The sequence below is a fragment of the Ralstonia sp. SA306 genome, from assembly GCF_054792405.1.
In genome coordinates, this window is the sequence record NZ_CP096451.1 from 39226 (window position 1) to 54077 (window position 14852).

General features: G+C 59.7%; 29 protein-coding genes. All 29 read left to right on the forward strand.

Going from position 1 to position 14852, the window contains the following annotated elements; all coding sequences use genetic code 11:
- Positions 1–32 precede the first annotated feature (32 nt).
- The 29 genes from rplC to cutA all read left to right on the forward strand — a co-directional run bounded on the left by rplC (position 33) and on the right by cutA (position 14841).
- Entirely contained in the window at positions 33–686 is a 654-nt protein-coding gene (gene rplC, locus M1D44_RS00155; protein ID WP_024977883.1) for a 50S ribosomal protein L3, read from the forward strand.
- Positions 687–697: 11 nt separating this feature from the next.
- Complete coding sequence (gene rplD, locus M1D44_RS00160) at positions 698–1318, forward strand: 50S ribosomal protein L4 (protein ID WP_024977882.1); 621 nt, start codon at positions 698–700, stop codon at positions 1316–1318.
- The gene (gene rplW, locus M1D44_RS00165; RefSeq protein ID WP_004634476.1) at positions 1315–1629 is read left to right on the forward strand and encodes a 50S ribosomal protein L23; all 315 of its coding nucleotides are present in this window, start codon (positions 1315–1317) and stop codon (positions 1627–1629) included. The genes rplD and rplW overlap by 4 nt, the downstream gene beginning before the upstream one ends.
- Positions 1630–1631: 2 nt before the next feature.
- Positions 1632–2462: a 50S ribosomal protein L2 gene (rplB, locus tag M1D44_RS00170; protein WP_004634477.1), complete on the forward strand. Its 831-nt coding sequence runs from the start codon at positions 1632–1634 to the stop codon at positions 2460–2462.
- A 21-nt stretch (positions 2463–2483) separates the two neighbouring features.
- On the forward strand, positions 2484–2759 hold the full coding sequence (rpsS, locus tag M1D44_RS00175) for a 30S ribosomal protein S19 (RefSeq protein ID WP_004634478.1): 276 nt from the start codon (positions 2484–2486) through the stop codon (positions 2757–2759).
- A gap of 9 nt (positions 2760–2768) precedes the next feature.
- Positions 2769–3098: a 50S ribosomal protein L22 gene (gene rplV / locus M1D44_RS00180; protein ID WP_004634479.1), complete on the forward strand. Its 330-nt coding sequence runs from the start codon at positions 2769–2771 to the stop codon at positions 3096–3098.
- A 9-nt stretch (positions 3099–3107) separates the two neighbouring features.
- Entirely contained in the window at positions 3108–3896 is a 789-nt protein-coding gene (rpsC, locus tag M1D44_RS00185; RefSeq protein ID WP_316854348.1) for a 30S ribosomal protein S3, read from the forward strand.
- A 2-nt stretch (positions 3897–3898) separates the two neighbouring features.
- On the forward strand, positions 3899–4315 hold the full coding sequence (gene rplP / locus M1D44_RS00190) for a 50S ribosomal protein L16 (RefSeq protein WP_003264123.1): 417 nt from the start codon (positions 3899–3901) through the stop codon (positions 4313–4315).
- Positions 4316–4327: 12 nt separating this feature from the next.
- Complete coding sequence (gene rpmC / locus M1D44_RS00195; protein WP_004634481.1) at positions 4328–4522, forward strand: 50S ribosomal protein L29; 195 nt, start codon at positions 4328–4330, stop codon at positions 4520–4522.
- Entirely contained in the window at positions 4519–4788 is a 270-nt protein-coding gene (gene rpsQ / locus M1D44_RS00200; RefSeq protein ID WP_004634482.1) for a 30S ribosomal protein S17, read from the forward strand. The genes rpmC and rpsQ overlap by 4 nt, the downstream gene beginning before the upstream one ends.
- A gap of 267 nt (positions 4789–5055) precedes the next feature.
- Positions 5056–5424, forward strand: a complete 369-nt coding sequence (gene rplN, locus M1D44_RS00205; RefSeq protein ID WP_003264129.1) for a 50S ribosomal protein L14 — start codon at positions 5056–5058, stop codon at positions 5422–5424.
- Between the two features lie 11 nt (positions 5425–5435).
- Positions 5436–5744, forward strand: a complete 309-nt coding sequence (gene rplX / locus M1D44_RS00210; RefSeq protein ID WP_009241893.1) for a 50S ribosomal protein L24 — start codon at positions 5436–5438, stop codon at positions 5742–5744.
- Positions 5745–5770: 26 nt separating this feature from the next.
- Positions 5771–6313: a 50S ribosomal protein L5 gene (rplE, locus tag M1D44_RS00215; protein ID WP_009241894.1), complete on the forward strand. Its 543-nt coding sequence runs from the start codon at positions 5771–5773 to the stop codon at positions 6311–6313.
- A gap of 9 nt (positions 6314–6322) precedes the next feature.
- Entirely contained in the window at positions 6323–6628 is a 306-nt protein-coding gene (gene rpsN, locus M1D44_RS00220; protein WP_004634486.1) for a 30S ribosomal protein S14, read from the forward strand.
- A 27-nt stretch (positions 6629–6655) separates the two neighbouring features.
- A complete protein-coding gene (rpsH, locus tag M1D44_RS00225; RefSeq protein WP_004634489.1) occupies positions 6656–7051 on the forward strand; it encodes a 30S ribosomal protein S8 in 396 nt (131 codons plus the stop codon).
- Positions 7052–7063: 12 nt separating this feature from the next.
- Complete coding sequence (gene rplF, locus M1D44_RS00230; protein WP_024977881.1) at positions 7064–7597, forward strand: 50S ribosomal protein L6; 534 nt, start codon at positions 7064–7066, stop codon at positions 7595–7597.
- Positions 7598–7608: 11 nt separating this feature from the next.
- Positions 7609–7965, forward strand: a complete 357-nt coding sequence (gene rplR / locus M1D44_RS00235; protein ID WP_004634492.1) for a 50S ribosomal protein L18 — start codon at positions 7609–7611, stop codon at positions 7963–7965.
- 21 nt (positions 7966–7986) lie between these two features.
- Entirely contained in the window at positions 7987–8505 is a 519-nt protein-coding gene (gene rpsE / locus M1D44_RS00240) for a 30S ribosomal protein S5 (protein ID WP_004634493.1), read from the forward strand.
- Positions 8506–8527: 22 nt separating this feature from the next.
- Positions 8528–8710, forward strand: coding sequence for a 50S ribosomal protein L30 (gene rpmD / locus M1D44_RS00245; RefSeq protein WP_003264137.1), 183 nt, complete (start codon positions 8528–8530; stop codon positions 8708–8710).
- Between the two features lie 18 nt (positions 8711–8728).
- A complete protein-coding gene (rplO, locus tag M1D44_RS00250; RefSeq protein WP_024977880.1) occupies positions 8729–9160 on the forward strand; it encodes a 50S ribosomal protein L15 in 432 nt (143 codons plus the stop codon).
- Positions 9161–9217: 57 nt separating this feature from the next.
- Positions 9218–10540 carry a preprotein translocase subunit SecY gene (secY, locus tag M1D44_RS00255; protein WP_009277656.1) on the forward strand — a complete coding sequence of 441 codons (1323 nt, stop codon included), beginning with the start codon at positions 9218–9220 and terminating at the stop codon, positions 10538–10540.
- Between the two features lie 26 nt (positions 10541–10566).
- Positions 10567–10785, forward strand: coding sequence for a translation initiation factor IF-1 (gene infA / locus M1D44_RS00260; RefSeq protein ID WP_003264140.1), 219 nt, complete (start codon positions 10567–10569; stop codon positions 10783–10785).
- A gap of 30 nt (positions 10786–10815) precedes the next feature.
- Positions 10816–10932 (forward strand): 50S ribosomal protein L36, encoded by a 117-nt coding sequence (rpmJ, locus tag M1D44_RS00265; protein WP_003264141.1) that lies wholly within the window; start codon positions 10816–10818, stop codon positions 10930–10932.
- Between the two features lie 21 nt (positions 10933–10953).
- Complete coding sequence (gene rpsM, locus M1D44_RS00270; RefSeq protein ID WP_004634501.1) at positions 10954–11319, forward strand: 30S ribosomal protein S13; 366 nt, start codon at positions 10954–10956, stop codon at positions 11317–11319.
- A gap of 24 nt (positions 11320–11343) precedes the next feature.
- Positions 11344–11745 (forward strand): 30S ribosomal protein S11, encoded by a 402-nt coding sequence (gene rpsK / locus M1D44_RS00275; RefSeq protein ID WP_003264143.1) that lies wholly within the window; start codon positions 11344–11346, stop codon positions 11743–11745.
- Between the two features lie 203 nt (positions 11746–11948).
- Positions 11949–12572 carry a 30S ribosomal protein S4 gene (gene rpsD, locus M1D44_RS00280; RefSeq protein WP_024977879.1) on the forward strand — a complete coding sequence of 208 codons (624 nt, stop codon included), beginning with the start codon at positions 11949–11951 and terminating at the stop codon, positions 12570–12572.
- A gap of 238 nt (positions 12573–12810) precedes the next feature.
- On the forward strand, positions 12811–13791 hold the full coding sequence (locus M1D44_RS00285) for a DNA-directed RNA polymerase subunit alpha (protein WP_004634508.1): 981 nt from the start codon (positions 12811–12813) through the stop codon (positions 13789–13791).
- Positions 13792–13945: 154 nt separating this feature from the next.
- A complete protein-coding gene (gene rplQ, locus M1D44_RS00290; RefSeq protein ID WP_024977878.1) occupies positions 13946–14344 on the forward strand; it encodes a 50S ribosomal protein L17 in 399 nt (132 codons plus the stop codon).
- A gap of 158 nt (positions 14345–14502) precedes the next feature.
- Positions 14503–14841 (forward strand): divalent-cation tolerance protein CutA, encoded by a 339-nt coding sequence (cutA, locus tag M1D44_RS00295; protein WP_024977877.1) that lies wholly within the window; start codon positions 14503–14505, stop codon positions 14839–14841.
- Positions 14842–14852: the final 11 nt, after the last annotated feature.

The following is a 14852-nucleotide window of genomic DNA, read 5'->3' on the forward strand; positions in this document are numbered from 1 at the left end:
CCGGCCAATCGCAGCTGGGAATGGAGCAAACCATGAGCCTTGGCCTTGTAGGTCGCAAGGTTGGCATGACCCGTATTTTCACGGACGACGGCGATTCGATTCCCGTCACCGTGCTCGAGGTCGGCGACAACCGCGTGACGCAAATCAAGACGGACGAGACCGACGGTTACACCGCGGTTCAAGTCACCTTCGGCACCCGACGCGCCAGCCGCGTCACCAAGCCGCTGGCGGGTCATCTCGCCAAAGCCGGCGTGGAAGCGGGCGAAGTCATCAAAGAATTCCGAGTGGATGCCGCTCGTGCCGCTGAATTCCAGCCTGGCGCGAACATCAGCGTCGACCTCTTCGAAGTCGGTCAGAAGATCGACGTCCAGGGTGTGACGATTGGTAAGGGCTACGCCGGTACCATCAAGCGTTACCACTTCTCGTCGGGCCGCGCCTCGCACGGTAACTCGCGCTCGCACAACGTGCCTGGCTCGATCGGTATGGCGCAGGATCCGGGTCGCGTGTTCCCGGGTAAGCGCATGACTGGTCACATGGGTGACGTCACCCGTACCGTTCAGAATCTGGAAATCGCCAAGATCGACGCAGAGCGCAAGCTGCTGCTGGTCAAGGGTGCGATTCCGGGCGCCAAGGGCGGTCAAGTCATCGTCACGCCGGCCGTGAAGGCCCGCGCCAAGAAGGCATAAGGAGCAAACGCATGGAACTGAAGCTGCTCCAGGACAACGGTCAACTCGGCGCTGGCGTTGCTGCCTCGCCGGAAGTGTTCGGCCGCGACTACAACGAAGCCCTCGTTCACCAAGTCGTCGTCGCTTATCAGGCCAACGCTCGCAGCGGTGACCGTAAGCAGAAGGATCGTGAAGAGGTCAAGCACACGACCAAGAAGCCGTGGCGTCAAAAGGGTACGGGCCGCGCCCGTGCAGGTATGAGCTCCTCCCCGCTGTGGCGCGGGGGTGGTCGTATCTTCCCGAACAGCCCGGAAGAAAACTTCTCGCAGAAGGTCAACAAGAAGATGTACCGCGCCGGCATGCGCTCGATTTATTCGCAGCTTGCCCGTGAAGGTCGCATCAACGTCGTTGACAGCCTGTCTGTCGACGCGCCCAAAACCAAGCTGCTGGCCGACAAGTTCCGCGCCATGGGCCTGGATTCGGTGCTCGTGATTACCGATAACCTGGACGAAAACCTCTTCCTGGCATCGCGCAACCTGGCGCATGTGCTCGTGGTTGAGCCGCGTCACGCCGACCCGCTGTCGCTCGTGCACTACAAGAAGGTGCTCGTGACCAAGGCAGCCGTCGCGCAGATCGAGGAGTTGCTGAAATGACGCAAGTTGCCAAGAACGACCATCGCCTGATGCAGGTGCTGCTGGCGCCTGTGGTGTCTGAAAAGGCAACCCTGGTGGCCGAGAAGAACGAACAGGTCGTGTTCGAAGTGGCTCGCGACGCCAACAAGGGCGAAGTGAAGGCAGCTGTCGAACTGCTGTTCAAGGTCGAAGTCGAGTCTGTCCAGATCCTGAACCAGAAGGGCAAGCAAAAGCGCTTCGGTCGCTTCATGGGTCGTCGTGACCACGTGAAGAAGGCCTATGTTTCGCTGAAGCCGGGCCAGGAAATCAATTTTGAAGCGGAGGCCAAGTAATCATGGCACTCGTCAAAACCAAGCCGACATCGCCGGGCCGCCGCTCGATGGTGAAGGTCGTTAACCCCGACCTTCACAAGGGCGCGCCGCACGCTCCGCTGCTGGAAAAGCAAATCCAGAAGTCGGGCCGTAACAACAACGGCCACATCACCACCCGTCACAAGGGCGGTGGTCACAAGCATCACTACCGCGTCGTCGATTTCAAGCGTAACGATAAGGACGGTATTCCGGCCAAGATCGAACGCCTGGAATACGACCCGAACCGTAGCGCCAACATCGCGCTCGTGTTGTTCGCTGACGGCGAGCGCCGCTACATCATCGCCCCGAAGGGCGCTGTGGTTGGCCAAGCCATCGCTAACGGCTCGGAAGCGCCGATCAAGGCCGGTAACAACCTGCCGATCCGCAACATTCCGGTCGGTACGACGATCCACTGCGTGGAAATCCTGCCGGGCAAGGGTGCTCAAGTTGCCCGTTCGGCCGGCACGTCCGCTGTACTGCTGGCTCGCGAAGGCATCTACGCTCAAGTGCGTCTGCGCTCGGGTGAAGTGCGCCGCGTGCACATCGAGTGCCGCGCGACCATCGGTGAAGTCGGCAACGAAGAGCACAGCCTGCGCCAGATTGGCAAGGCCGGTGCAACCCGTTGGCGCGGTATTCGCCCGACCGTTCGCGGTGTGGTGATGAACCCGGTCGATCACCCGCATGGTGGTGGTGAAGGTAAGACTGCTGCTGGCCGTGATCCGGTGTCCCCGTGGGGCACGCCGACCAAGGGCTACCGCACCCGTCGTAACAAGCGCACTGACAGCATGATCGTTCAGCGCCGTCACAAGCGTTAATCGGTAGGTAGGAGCTTAGATATGACTCGTTCCGTAAAAAAGGGTCCTTTCATTGACGCCCACCTGCTGAAGAAGGTTGAGGCGGCGGTGCAAACGAAGGACAAGAAGCCCATCAAGACTTGGTCGCGTCGTTCGACCATTCTGCCGGACTTCATCGGCTTGACGATCGCCGTTCACAACGGTCGTCAGCACGTGCCCGTGTATGTCACGGAAAACATGGTTGGCCACAAGCTCGGCGAATTTGCGCTCACGCGTACGTTCAAGGGCCACGCTGCCGACAAGAAAGCGAAGCGATAAGGGGCAATCATGGAAGTTAAAGCGATTCATCGCGGCGCCCGTATCTCCGCACAGAAGACGCGCCTGGTTGCTGACCAGATTCGCGGCCTGTCGATCGAGCGCGCGCTCAACGTGCTGACGTTCAGCCCGAAGAAGGCGGCTGGCATCGTGAAGAAGGTGGTTGAGTCCGCCATCGCGAACGCCGAGCACAATGAAGGCGCCGATATCGACGAGCTGAAGGTCAAGTCGATCTACATCGACAAGGCCACGTCGCTCAAGCGCTTCACGGCGCGTGCGAAGGGCCGTGGCAACCGCATCGAGAAACAAACCTGTCACATCACTGTGACGCTGGGCAACTAAGGGGTCACGATGGGACAGAAGATTCATCCGACTGGCTTCCGTCTGGCTGTCAGCCGTAACTGGGCATCGCGTTGGTACGCGAGCAACACCCAGTTTGCCGGCATGCTCAAGGAAGACATCGAGGTTCGCGAGTTTCTGAAGAAGAAGCTGAAGAACGCGTCGGTGGGCCGCGTGGTCATCGAGCGTCCGGCCAAGAATGCTCGTATCACCATTTACAGCTCGCGTCCGGGCGTGGTGATCGGCAAGAAGGGCGAGGACATCGAGCTGCTGAAGGCTGAACTGCAGCGTCGCATGGGCGTGCCCGTGCACGTGAACATCGAAGAAATCCGCAAGCCGGAAATCGATGCACAGCTGATCGCAGATTCGATCACGCAACAGCTCGAGCGCCGCATCATGTTCCGTCGCGCAATGAAGCGCGCGATGCAGAACGCGATGCGTCTGGGTGCCCAGGGCATCAAGATCATGAGCTCGGGCCGTCTGAACGGCATCGAAATCGCCCGTACCGAGTGGTACCGCGAAGGCCGTGTGCCCCTGCACACGCTGCGCGCCGATATCGACTACGGCTTCTCCGAAGCGGAAACCACCTACGGCATCATCGGTGTCAAGGTGTGGGTGTACAAGGGTGACCACCTTGGTCGCAACGACGCACCCGTCGTGGAAGAGCCGCAAGAAGAGCGTCGCAAGCGTCCGGGTCGCCCGGAAGGTCGTCGCCGTGAGGGCGAAGGTCGCCCGGCCGGTCAGCGCCGCGGTGCTGGTGCAGGTGCCCGTCGTGGCGCCGACGCCAAGACTGGAGAATAAACATGCTGCAACCTAAGCGCAGGAAGTACCGCAAGGAGCAGAAGGGCCGTAACACCGGTATCGCGACGCGCGGCAACGCAGTCTCGTTCGGCGAATTCGGTCTGAAGGCGATGGGCCGTGGCCGTCTGACCGCGCGTCAGATTGAGTCGGCGCGTCGTGCGATGACCCGTCACATCAAGCGTGGCGGCCGCATTTGGATCCGGATTTTCCCGGACAAGCCGATCTCGAAGAAGCCTGCCGAAGTCCGTATGGGTAACGGTAAGGGCAACCCGGAATACTACGTGGCTGAAATTCAGCCGGGCAAGATGCTGTACGAAATGGACGGCGTTGGCGAAGAACTGGCACGCGAGGCATTTCGCCTGGCCGCTGCCAAGTTGCCGATCGCGACCAGCTTCGTGGTGCGTCAGGTCGGAACGTAAGGAGCACACACCATGAAAGCATCCGAACTGCGCGACAAAGATGTCGCCGGGCTGAACCAGGAGCTCTCCGAGCTGCTGAAGGCCCAATTTGGCCTGCGCATGCAAAAAGCGACGCAACAGCTGCAGAACACCAGCCAGCTGAAGAAGGTGCGTCGTGACATTGCGCGTGTCCGCACCGTGCTGGGCCAGAAGGGGAACCAGAAATGACTGAAGCCGCAACGTCCCTGAAGCGCACGCTCGTCGGTCGCGTTGTCAGCAACAAGATGGACAAGACCGTCACGGTCCTGATCGAAAACCGCGTCAAGCATCCGCTGTACGGCAAGTACGTGGTGCGCTCGAAGAAGTACCATGCGCACGACGAAGCCAACCAGTACAACGAAGGCGACAAGGTTGAGATCACGGAATCGCGTCCGCTCTCCCGCACCAAGTCGTGGGTGGTGTCGCGCCTGCTTGAAGCTGCACGCGTGATCTAAAACAACAGCGGAGTAGTTTGCTGTTGCAAGGCCGAGATTATGTGATATAGTCTCGGTCTTTCCCTTTGAGAGGGTGACCGGCAAATCTGCTGGTGGCTCGGGTGAGGGGAAAAGCGAATGGGCCAGGCGGCAATCGCCGTCGGGCAGCTACCGACTTCAAGTTGATCAACCCAATCGCAGTTGGCGCAATGCCAGCAGCCGGCGGGACCAAGACTGATCGCCTCTGCGCATTGTGCGTTTGGCGAATTAAGTTGGGACGAGAACACCATGATTCAGACAGAAAGCCGGCTCGAAGTGGCCGATAACACGGGTGCGCGTGAAGTCATGTGCATCAAGGTGCTGGGCGGTTCGAAGCGCCGCTACGCCAGCGTCGGCGACATCATCAAGGTCAGCGTCAAGGATGCTGCCCCGCGTGGTCGCGTGAAGAAGGGCGATATCTACAACGCCGTGGTGGTGCGTACCGCCAAGGGCGTGCGCCGTCCTGACGGCTCGCTCATCAAGTTCGACGGCAATGCCGCCGTGCTGCTGAACACCAAGCTTGAGCCGATCGGCACCCGCATTTTCGGGCCGGTCACTCGCGAACTCCGTACCGAGCGCTTCATGAAGATCGTGTCGCTCGCGCCGGAAGTGCTGTAATCGGAGGCCGCATGAACAAGATTCGCAAGGGCGATCGCGTCATCGTCCGTACCGGTAAAGACAAGGGCAAGCAAGGTACTGTGCTGGCCGTGCTCGCCGAGCATGTGACGGTTGAAGGCGTGAACGTTGCCAAGAAGCACGTGCGCCCGAACCCGATGCTGGGTACAACGGGTGGTGTGGTCGACAAGGTTATGCCCATCCATATTTCGAACGTTGCGCTCGTGGATGCCAATGGCAAGCCGTCGCGCGTCGGCATCAAGGTTGAAGGCGGCGTGAAGACGCGCGTGCTGAAAACCACCGGTGCTGCCGTCGGCGCTTGATTCTGGGCAATAGAGAGGAGTTGAGCATGACTGCACGTCTGCAAGAGTTTTACAAAGAAAAGGTTGTGCCCGAGCTGATCAAACAGTTTGGCTACAAGTCCGTGATGGAAGTGCCGCGCATCACCAAGATCACCCTGAACATGGGTCTTGGCGAAGCCATCAATGACAAGAAGGTCATTGAGCACGCCACGGGCGACCTGATCAAGATCGCTGGCCAGAAGCCCATCGTGACGAAGGCCCGCAAGGCTATCGCTGGCTTCAAGATTCGCCAGGGTTACCCGATCGGCACGATGGTCACGCTGCGTGGCCAACGTATGTACGAATTCCTAGATCGCTTCATCACTGTGTCGCTGCCCCGCGTGCGCGACTTCCGTGGTGTGTCTGGCAAGGCGTTCGACGGTCGTGGCAACTACAACATCGGTGTGAAAGAGCAGATCATTTTCCCCGAGATCGAATACGACAAGATCGACGCACTCCGTGGTCTGAACATCAGCATCACGACGACTGCGAAGAACGACGAGGAAGCGAAGGCGCTCCTCAACGCGTTCAAGTTCCCGTTCCGTAATTAAGGGGTTACCGTGGCTAAATTGTCTCTGATCGAACGCGAGAAGAAGCGTGCCAAGCTCGTGGCCAAGTACGCTGAGAAGCGCGCCGCTCTCGAAGCCATCGTGGCCGACCAAAGCAAGTCGGAAGAAGAGCGCTACGAAGCGCGTCTGAAATTGCAAGCGCTGCCGCGCAACGCAAATCCGACTCGTCAGCGCAACCGCTGCTCGATCACCGGTCGTCCCCGCGGTACGTTCCGTAAGTTCGGCCTGGCGCGTAACAAGCTCCGCGAGATCGCCTTCAAGGGCGAGATCCCGGGTCTGACGAAAGCCAGCTGGTAATCACGCACAGGCTACAGGAGAAACAGTATGAGCATGAGCGATCCGATCGCCGATATGCTGACGCGTATCCGCAACGCGCAAGCGGTGGAAAAAGCGTCGGTGGTCATGCCGTCGTCGAAGCTGAAGGTGGCAATCGCCAAAGTCCTGAAGGACGAAGGCTACATCGACGAATTCGCCGTGACCGAGCAGGGTGGTAAGTCCACGCTGACGATTGGTCTGAAGTACTACGCTGGCCGCCCGGTCATCGAGCGCCTGGAGCGCGTCTCGAAGCCTGGCCTGCGTGTGTACAAGGGCCGTAATGAAATTCCGCAAGTGATGAACGGCCTGGGTGTCGCCATCATCTCGACCCCGCAGGGTCTGATGACGGACCGCCGTGCCCGCGCAACCGGTGTCGGTGGCGAAGTCATTTGCTACGTCGCCTAAGGGAGGGGAACCATGTCTCGCGTAGGTAAGGCTCCCATCGCGCTGCCCAAGGGCGCGGAAGTCAATTTCGCTGGTGGTCTGCTGACCGTTAAGGGCCCGCTGGGCAGCCTGACGCAGCCGATTCACTCGCTGGTCAAGGTCACCACCGACAACGGCACGATCACGTTCGCGCCGGCAGATGAGTCGCGTGAAGCCAATGCGTTGCAAGGTACGATGCGCGCCCTGACGGCCAACATGGTCAAGGGTGTGACGACGGGCTTCGAGCGCAAGCTGAACCTGGTCGGTGTGGGTTACCGTGCATCGGTTCAGGGCACCGCTCTGAAACTGCAACTCGGTTTCTCGCACGACGTGATCCATGAGATGCCGGAAGGCGTGAAGGCGGAAACGCCGACGCAGACCGAGATCATCATCAAGGGTTCGGACAAGCAAAAAGTTGGTCAGGTCGCCGCTGAAGTGCGTGGTTATCGTCCGCCGGAGCCCTACAAGGGCAAGGGTGTACGCTACGCCGATGAGCGTGTGATCCTGAAGGAAACCAAGAAGAAGTAAGGGTGCACATCATGAACAAAAATGACTCGCGTCTGCGCCGTGCACGTCAGACCCGCCTGAAAATTGCGGAACTGAGCGTCGCCCGTCTGGCTGTGCACCGTACGAACTTGCACATTTATGCGCAGGTCTTCTCGGAAGATGGCACCAAGGTCCTGGCTTCGGCCTCGACTGCGGAAGCCGAAGTCCGCAAGGAACTGAACGGCAACGGTGGCAACACCGCTGCTGCCACCCTGGTGGGTAAGCGTATCGCTGAGAAGGCGAAGGCTGCCGGCATCGAAGCCGTGGCGTTCGATCGCTCGGGTTTCCGTTATCACGGTCGCGTGAAGGCTCTGGCCGACGCGGCACGCGAAGCTGGCCTGAAGTTCTAAGCCGGCATAGAGGATATCGTCATGGCAAAAATTCAACCTAAGGTCCAAGGGGACGAACGCGACGACGGTCTTCGCGAGAAGATGATCGCGGTCAACCGTGTGACCAAGGTGGTCAAGGGCGGCCGGATTCTCGGTTTCGCTGCTCTGACTGTGGTCGGCGACGGCGACGGCCGTATCGGCATGGGCAAGGGTAAGGCTAAGGAAGTGCCCGTGGCCGTGCAGAAGGCAATGGACGAAGCCCGTCGCAAGATGGTCAAGGTCCCGCTGAAGAACGGTACGCTGCAGCACGAAGTGGTTGGCAAGCATGGCGCCGCAAAGGTGCAGATGATGCCCGCGAAGGACGGTACTGGCGTGATCGCCGGTGGTCCGATGCGCGCCATCTTCGAAGTGATGGGCGTGACGAACATCGTGACCAAGTCGCACGGTTCGACCAATCCTTACAACATGGTGCGCGCAACGCTGGATGGCCTGCGCAAGATGAGCACCCCGGCCGAAGTTGCCGCCAAGCGTGGCAAGTCGGTCGAAGAGATCCTCGGCTAAGCCGAAGGGATAGGTGAACGATATGTCGCAGAAAACCGTGAAAGTCCAACTCGTGCGCAGCCTGATCGGTACGCGCGAAGACCACCGCGCCACGGTGCGCGGCCTGGGCCTGCGCCGCATGAACTCGGTGTCCGAATTGCAGGACACGCCCGCAGTGCGCGGCATGATCAACAAGGTGTCCTACCTGGTCAAGGTCATCGGCTAAGGCAAGACGGAGAAGAGCATGCAACTGAATAACCTGAAGCCGGCAGCCGGCTCCAAGCACGCCAAGCGCCGCGTTGGTCGCGGTATTGGTTCGGGCCTGGGCAAGACGGCTGGTCGTGGTCACAAGGGTCAGAAGTCGCGTTCGGGTGGTTTCCACAAGGTCGGCTTCGAAGGCGGCCAGATGCCCCTGCATCGTCGTCTGCCCAAGCGTGGTTTCACCTCGCTGACCAAGGAATTCACCGCTGAAGTGCGTCTGGGCGACCTGGCGGGCTTGCCGATCGAAGAAATCGATCTGCTGTCCCTCAAGCAAGCCGGCCTCGTTGGCGAGATGGTCAAGAGCGCCAAGGTGATCCTGTCGGGCGAAATCGACAAGAAGGTGACCCTGAAGGGCATCGGCGCGACGGCTGGAGCGAAAGCTGCAATCGAAGCGGCTGGTGGCTCGCTGGCCTAATAGCCTGCTGTTTCACACTGACGGAGCATCCGTTTGGCCACGGCGAAACCTAATGTGATGGCCCAGGCCAAGAACACGGCCAAGTACGGCGATCTTCGCCGTCGGCTGGTGTTCCTGGTTCTGGCATTGCTGGTGTACCGGATCGGCGCGCACATTCCTGTGCCGGGTATCGATCCGGATCAACTGGCGCAGCTTTTCCAACGGCAGTCGGGCGGCATCCTCGGGATGTTCAACCTGTTCTCCGGCGGCGCGCTGTCGCGTTTCACGGTGTTTGCGCTGGGGATCATGCCGTACATCTCGGCGTCGATCATCATGCAACTGCTGACGATCGTGCTGCCGCAGCTGGAATCGTTGAAGAAGGAAGGCCAAGCCGGCCAGCGCAAGATTACGCAGTACACGCGCTACGGTACGGTCGTCCTGGCAACATTCCAGGCGCTGGGGATTGCAGTGGCGCTCGAAGCGCAGCCGGGTCTGGTGCTGGATCCTGGTCTGATGTTCCGGGCCACTGCAGTGATTACGCTGGTGACGGGCACGATGTTCCTGATGTGGCTGGGTGAGCAAATCACCGAGCGTGGTCTGGGCAACGGTATCTCGATCATTATTTTTGGCGGAATTGCTGCAGGACTCCCGAACGCGATCGGCGGCTTGTTCGAGCTGGTGCGTACGGGCTCGATGGGGATTTTCTCCGCGATCCTGGTGGTGGCGATTATTGGTGCGGTGACGTTTGTGGTCGTGTTCATTGAACGCGGCCAGCGCAAAATCCTCGTCAACTACGCCAAGCGGCAGGTTGGTAACAAGATTTATGGCGGACAGTCGTCGCATCTGCCGCTGAAGTTGAATATGGCTGGGGTGATTCCGCCGATTTTTGCATCGTCGATCATTCTGTTCCCGGCCACGATCGCGGGCTGGTTTACAGCTGGCAACTCGACGAATCCGGTTGCACGGGTCGTCAAGGACCTAGCGGCAACGCTGTCGCCGGGTCAGCCGGTGTACATCCTGCTGTATGCGGCGGCGATCATCTTCTTCTGTTTCTTCTACACCGCGCTGGTCTATAACAGCCGGGAAGTGGCGGATAACCTGAAGAAGAGTGGGGCGTTCATTCCGGGCATCCGTCCGGGCGAGCAAACCACGCGGTATATCGACAAGATTCTGGTGCGTTTGACCCTGGCAGGTGCTATCTACATCACGCTAGTGTGTCTGTTGCCGGAGTTCTTGGTGCTGCGCTGGAACGTGCCGTTCTACTTCGGTGGGACGTCCCTGTTGATCATCGTAGTTGTCACGATGGACTTCATGGCGCAAGTGCAGTCCTACGTGATGTCTCAGCAGTACGAGTCTTTGATGAAGAAGGCGAATTTCAAGGGAAACCTGACACTCCGCTAGGAGTGATCGCACGAACCTGAAGGGACATGGCTAAAGATGACGTGATCCAGATGCAGGGCGAGGTGCTGGAAAACCTCCCCAACGCAACGTTTCGCGTCAAGCTAGAGAACGGCCACGTAGTGTTAGGCCATATTTCCGGCAAGATGCGTATGCATTACATCCGCATCTTGCCCGGGGACAAGGTGACGGTCGAATTGACCCCGTATGATCTGTCCCGCGCGCGCATCGTATTCCGGGCGAAGTGAGCGGACTGGAATTGAAGGAAGAGGAAAATCATGAAAGTGCTGGCTTCTGTTAAGCGCATTTGCCGCAACTGCAAAATCATCAAGCGCAAGGGCGTGGTGCGTGTGATCTGCTCGTCGGACCCGCGTCATAAGCAGCGCCAAGGCTAATTTCGCAAAGAGGATTGACGAATGGCACGTATCGCAGGGGTCAACATCCCCAACCACAAACATACCGTGATTGGCCTGACGGCGATCTACGGTATCGGCCGCTCGCGCGCTCAGAAGATTTGCGAGGCTACTGGCATCCCGACCGATAAGAAGGTCAAGGACCTGACGGATCCGGACCAGGACGCGCTGCGTAAGGAAATTGAGAAGTTCCTCGTCGAAGGCGATCTGCGCCGTGAGACGACGATGAACATCAAGCGCCTGATGGATCTGGGCTGCTACCGTGGCGTGCGCCATCGCAAGGGCCTGCCGATGCGTGGTCAGCGTACTCGCACGAATGCCCGTACCCGTAAGGGTCCGCGCAAGGCCGGCGTCGCGCTCAAGAAGTAATCCGTCGGGTAAAGGATAAGAACTATGGCAAAAGCAGCGAATACCGCCGCCCAGCGCGCGCGCAAGAAGGTTCGCAAGAACGTCGCCGACGGCATCGCGCACGTTCACGCGTCGTTCAACAACACGATCATCACGATCACCGACCGCCAGGGCAATGCTCTGTCGTGGGCGACGTCGGGTGGCCAAGGCTTCAAGGGCTCGCGTAAGTCGACGCCGTTTGCCGCTCAGGTGGCAGCTGAGAGTGCTGGTCGCGTTGCGCAGGACCAAGGCATTAAAAACCTGGAAGTGCGCATCAAGGGCCCGGGCCCGGGTCGTGAATCGGCTGTGCGTGCACTGAACAATCTGGGTATCAAGATCCAGTTGATCGAGGATGTGACGCCGGTTCCGCACAACGGCTGCCGTCCGCCGAAGCGTCGTCGTATCTAAGTGATTCGACCGGCCGCGCCAGTTGCTGGTGAGGTCGGTCTGCGGGTGCTATACTTGCCCGCTTGCCTGTCTTCCGGGTTCTCCGGAAGGCGGGTTTCGTCTTTTCATAAGCCCACTGTTCGCTGCGGCCCTATTGCTAGGGCTGAGCAGGCGGACCATCCGCGGCCGTGTGCCACGGATGACTGATAACGAAGGAACATAACGTGGCACGCTATACCGGTCCCAAGGCGAAACTGTCTCGCCGCGAAGGTACTGACCTTTTCCTGAAGAGCGCACGCCGCTCGCTCGCCGACAAGTGCAAGCTGGACAGCAAGCCTGGTCAGCACGGCCGCACGTCCGGTGCTCGCACCTCCGACTACGGCAACCAACTGCGTGAAAAGCAGAAGGTCAAGCGCATCTATGGCGTGCTGGAGCGTCAATTCCGCCGTTACTTCGCTGAAGCCGATCGCCGCAAGGGCAACACGGGTGAAACCCTGCTGCAACTGCTGGAATCGCGCCTGGACAACGTCGTCTACCGCATGGGCTTTGGCTCGACCCGCGCTGAAGCGCGCCAGCTGGTGTCGCACAAGGCGATCCTGGTTAACGGTCAAGCTCTGAACGTGCCGTCGGCTCAAGTCAAGTCGGGCGACGTGATTGCTATCCGCGAGAAGTCGAAGAAGCAAGTGCGTATTGCCGAATCGCTGACGCTGGCTGAGCAGACTGGCTTCCCGATCTGGGTTGCTGTGGACGCCAAGAAGATGGAAGGCACCTTCAAGCAAGCCCCGGATCGCGCAGATATCGCTGGCGATATCAACGAAAGCCTGATCGTCGAACTGTATTCGCGTTAATGACGGCGCCCGTACCTCAGGTGCGGGCTCGTGCGCCTTTTGGGGCGCCCATCATCAACGACATTGTGTTCGTGCGCCAACAGTACTCAGGTGCCGATCCAATCCGAATCGTTACGTGCCGCAACGCGATTGCGGCATGTGCGTCTTCCGTCGCAACGTTCTGCGATGGAACCTTTCCAGTCCAATCCGTCAGCCTTATCGGTGTAACGAGCCGAGGGTATTGAAATAGGACAACCTAATGCAAACAGCACTCCTGAAGCCCAAAATTATTGCGGTTGAGCCGCTTGGCGATCATCACGCGAAGGTCGTCATGGAACCGTTCGAGCGAGGCTACGGCCACACGCTCGGTAACGCGCTGCGCCGCGTGCTGCTGTCGTCGATGGTCGGCTATGCCCCGACAGAAGTCACGATCGCAGGGGTCGTCCACGAATATTCCACCATCGATGGCGTGCAGGAAGACGTCGTCAACCTGCTGCTCAATCTGAAGGGCGTGGTGTTCAAGCTGCACAACCGTGATGAAGTCACGGTGTCGCTGCGCAAGGAAGGCGAAGGTGTGGTGACGGCCGCTGATATCGAGCTGCCGCATGATGTCGAGATCATCAATCCTGGTCACGTGATCGCCAACCTGTCGGCTGGCGGCAAGCTTGATCTGCAGTTGAAGGTCGAGCAAGGCCGCGGCTATGTGCCGGGCAACGTGCGCAAGTTCGGCGATGAGTCGAGCAAGGTTATCGGCCGCATCGTGCTGGACGCCTCGTTCGCACCGGTGCGCCGTGTGTCGTATGCGGTTGAGTCTGCACGTGTTGAGCAGCGTACCGATCTCGACAAGCTGGTGATGAACATCGAGACCAATGGCGTGATCTCGCCGGAAGAAGCGATCCGCCAGTCGGCTCGCATCCTGGTTGATCAACTGTCGGTGTTCGCCGCGCTGGAAGGTACCGAGAGCGCCGCCGAGGCCGCCGCCGCCCGCGCGCCGCAGATCGATCCGATCCTGCTGCGTCCGGTCGACGATCTGGAGCTGACGGTGCGTTCGGCCAACTGCCTGAAGGCCGAAAACATCTATTACATCGGCGACCTGATTCAGCGTACCGAGAACGAACTGCTCAAGACCCCGAACCTGGGTCGCAAGTCGCTCAACGAGATCAAGGAAGTCCTCGCATCGCGTGGCCTGACGCTCGGCATGAAGCTCGAGAACTGGCCGCCGGCAGGTCTCGAGAAGTAAGTTGCAATTGTCGGCCGGTGCGCAAGCATCGGCCGGTGTTCCTGCCATCGCTGTTTGGGTGGCTTATTGTTAAAGCTACCGGCCCGCGCCACGCAGCGTTGTACGAGCGGCGGCGATAGAAGAGCTGGTCAAACACTCTTAAGAAGGAATCATCATGCGTCACCGTCATGGTTTGCGGAAACTGAACCGCACCTCGTCGCACCGTCTCGCGATGCTGCGCAACATGTCCAACTCGCTGCTGCAGCACGAGCTGATCAAGACCACGCTGCCGAAGGCCAAGGAACTGCGCAAGGTTGTTGAGCCGCTGATTACGCTGGCCAAGAAGGACACCGTAGCCAACCGCCGTCTGGCATTCGCCCGCCTGCGCGATCGCGACATGGTCACCAAGCTGTTCAACGAACTGGGCCCGCGTTTCGCGACCCGTCCGGGCGGCTACACCCGTATCCTGAAGTTCGGCTTCCGTCAGGGCGACAATGCGCCGATGGCTCTGGTCGAGCTGCTCGATCGTCCGGAAGTTGCCGAGGCTGTGGAAGTCGACGGCGCTGCCGAGTAAGGTCAGCCTAGGTTTGCCGGTGCGACATGGCGTCGCGCCGGGCAAGCTAGAGAATGCGTGCTGTCGGGCGCATTACAATGAAGCCAGGATTCGTATCCTGGCTTTTTTGTTGTCCGCTTTCGGTGCTCTAGCAGTTGGCGCGCAACCGTGGAGTATCTATGTCTGACGGAACCGAAGTGCTGCTGGTGCTGACAAACCTGCCCGACGCTGACAGTGCGGATCGCATAACCAAGGCCGTGCTGGAATCCAGAGCCGCAGCGTGCGTGAATCGTTTGCCGGTTTGCGCGTCGGCGTACTGGTGGAATGGTGCGATCGAGCACGCCGCCGAGATCCCGCTGCTGATCAAGACAACGCGTGCAGCCTACCCCGCGCTGGAAGTCGCGCTACGCAAGGCGCATCCGTACGAGGTCCCTGAGATCATCGCTGTGCCGGTGGCTGCGGGCTTGCCGGCGTATCTTGCGTGGGTGGCCGACGAAACGTGCCTGCCTTCCAATTGATGTTTGATTGC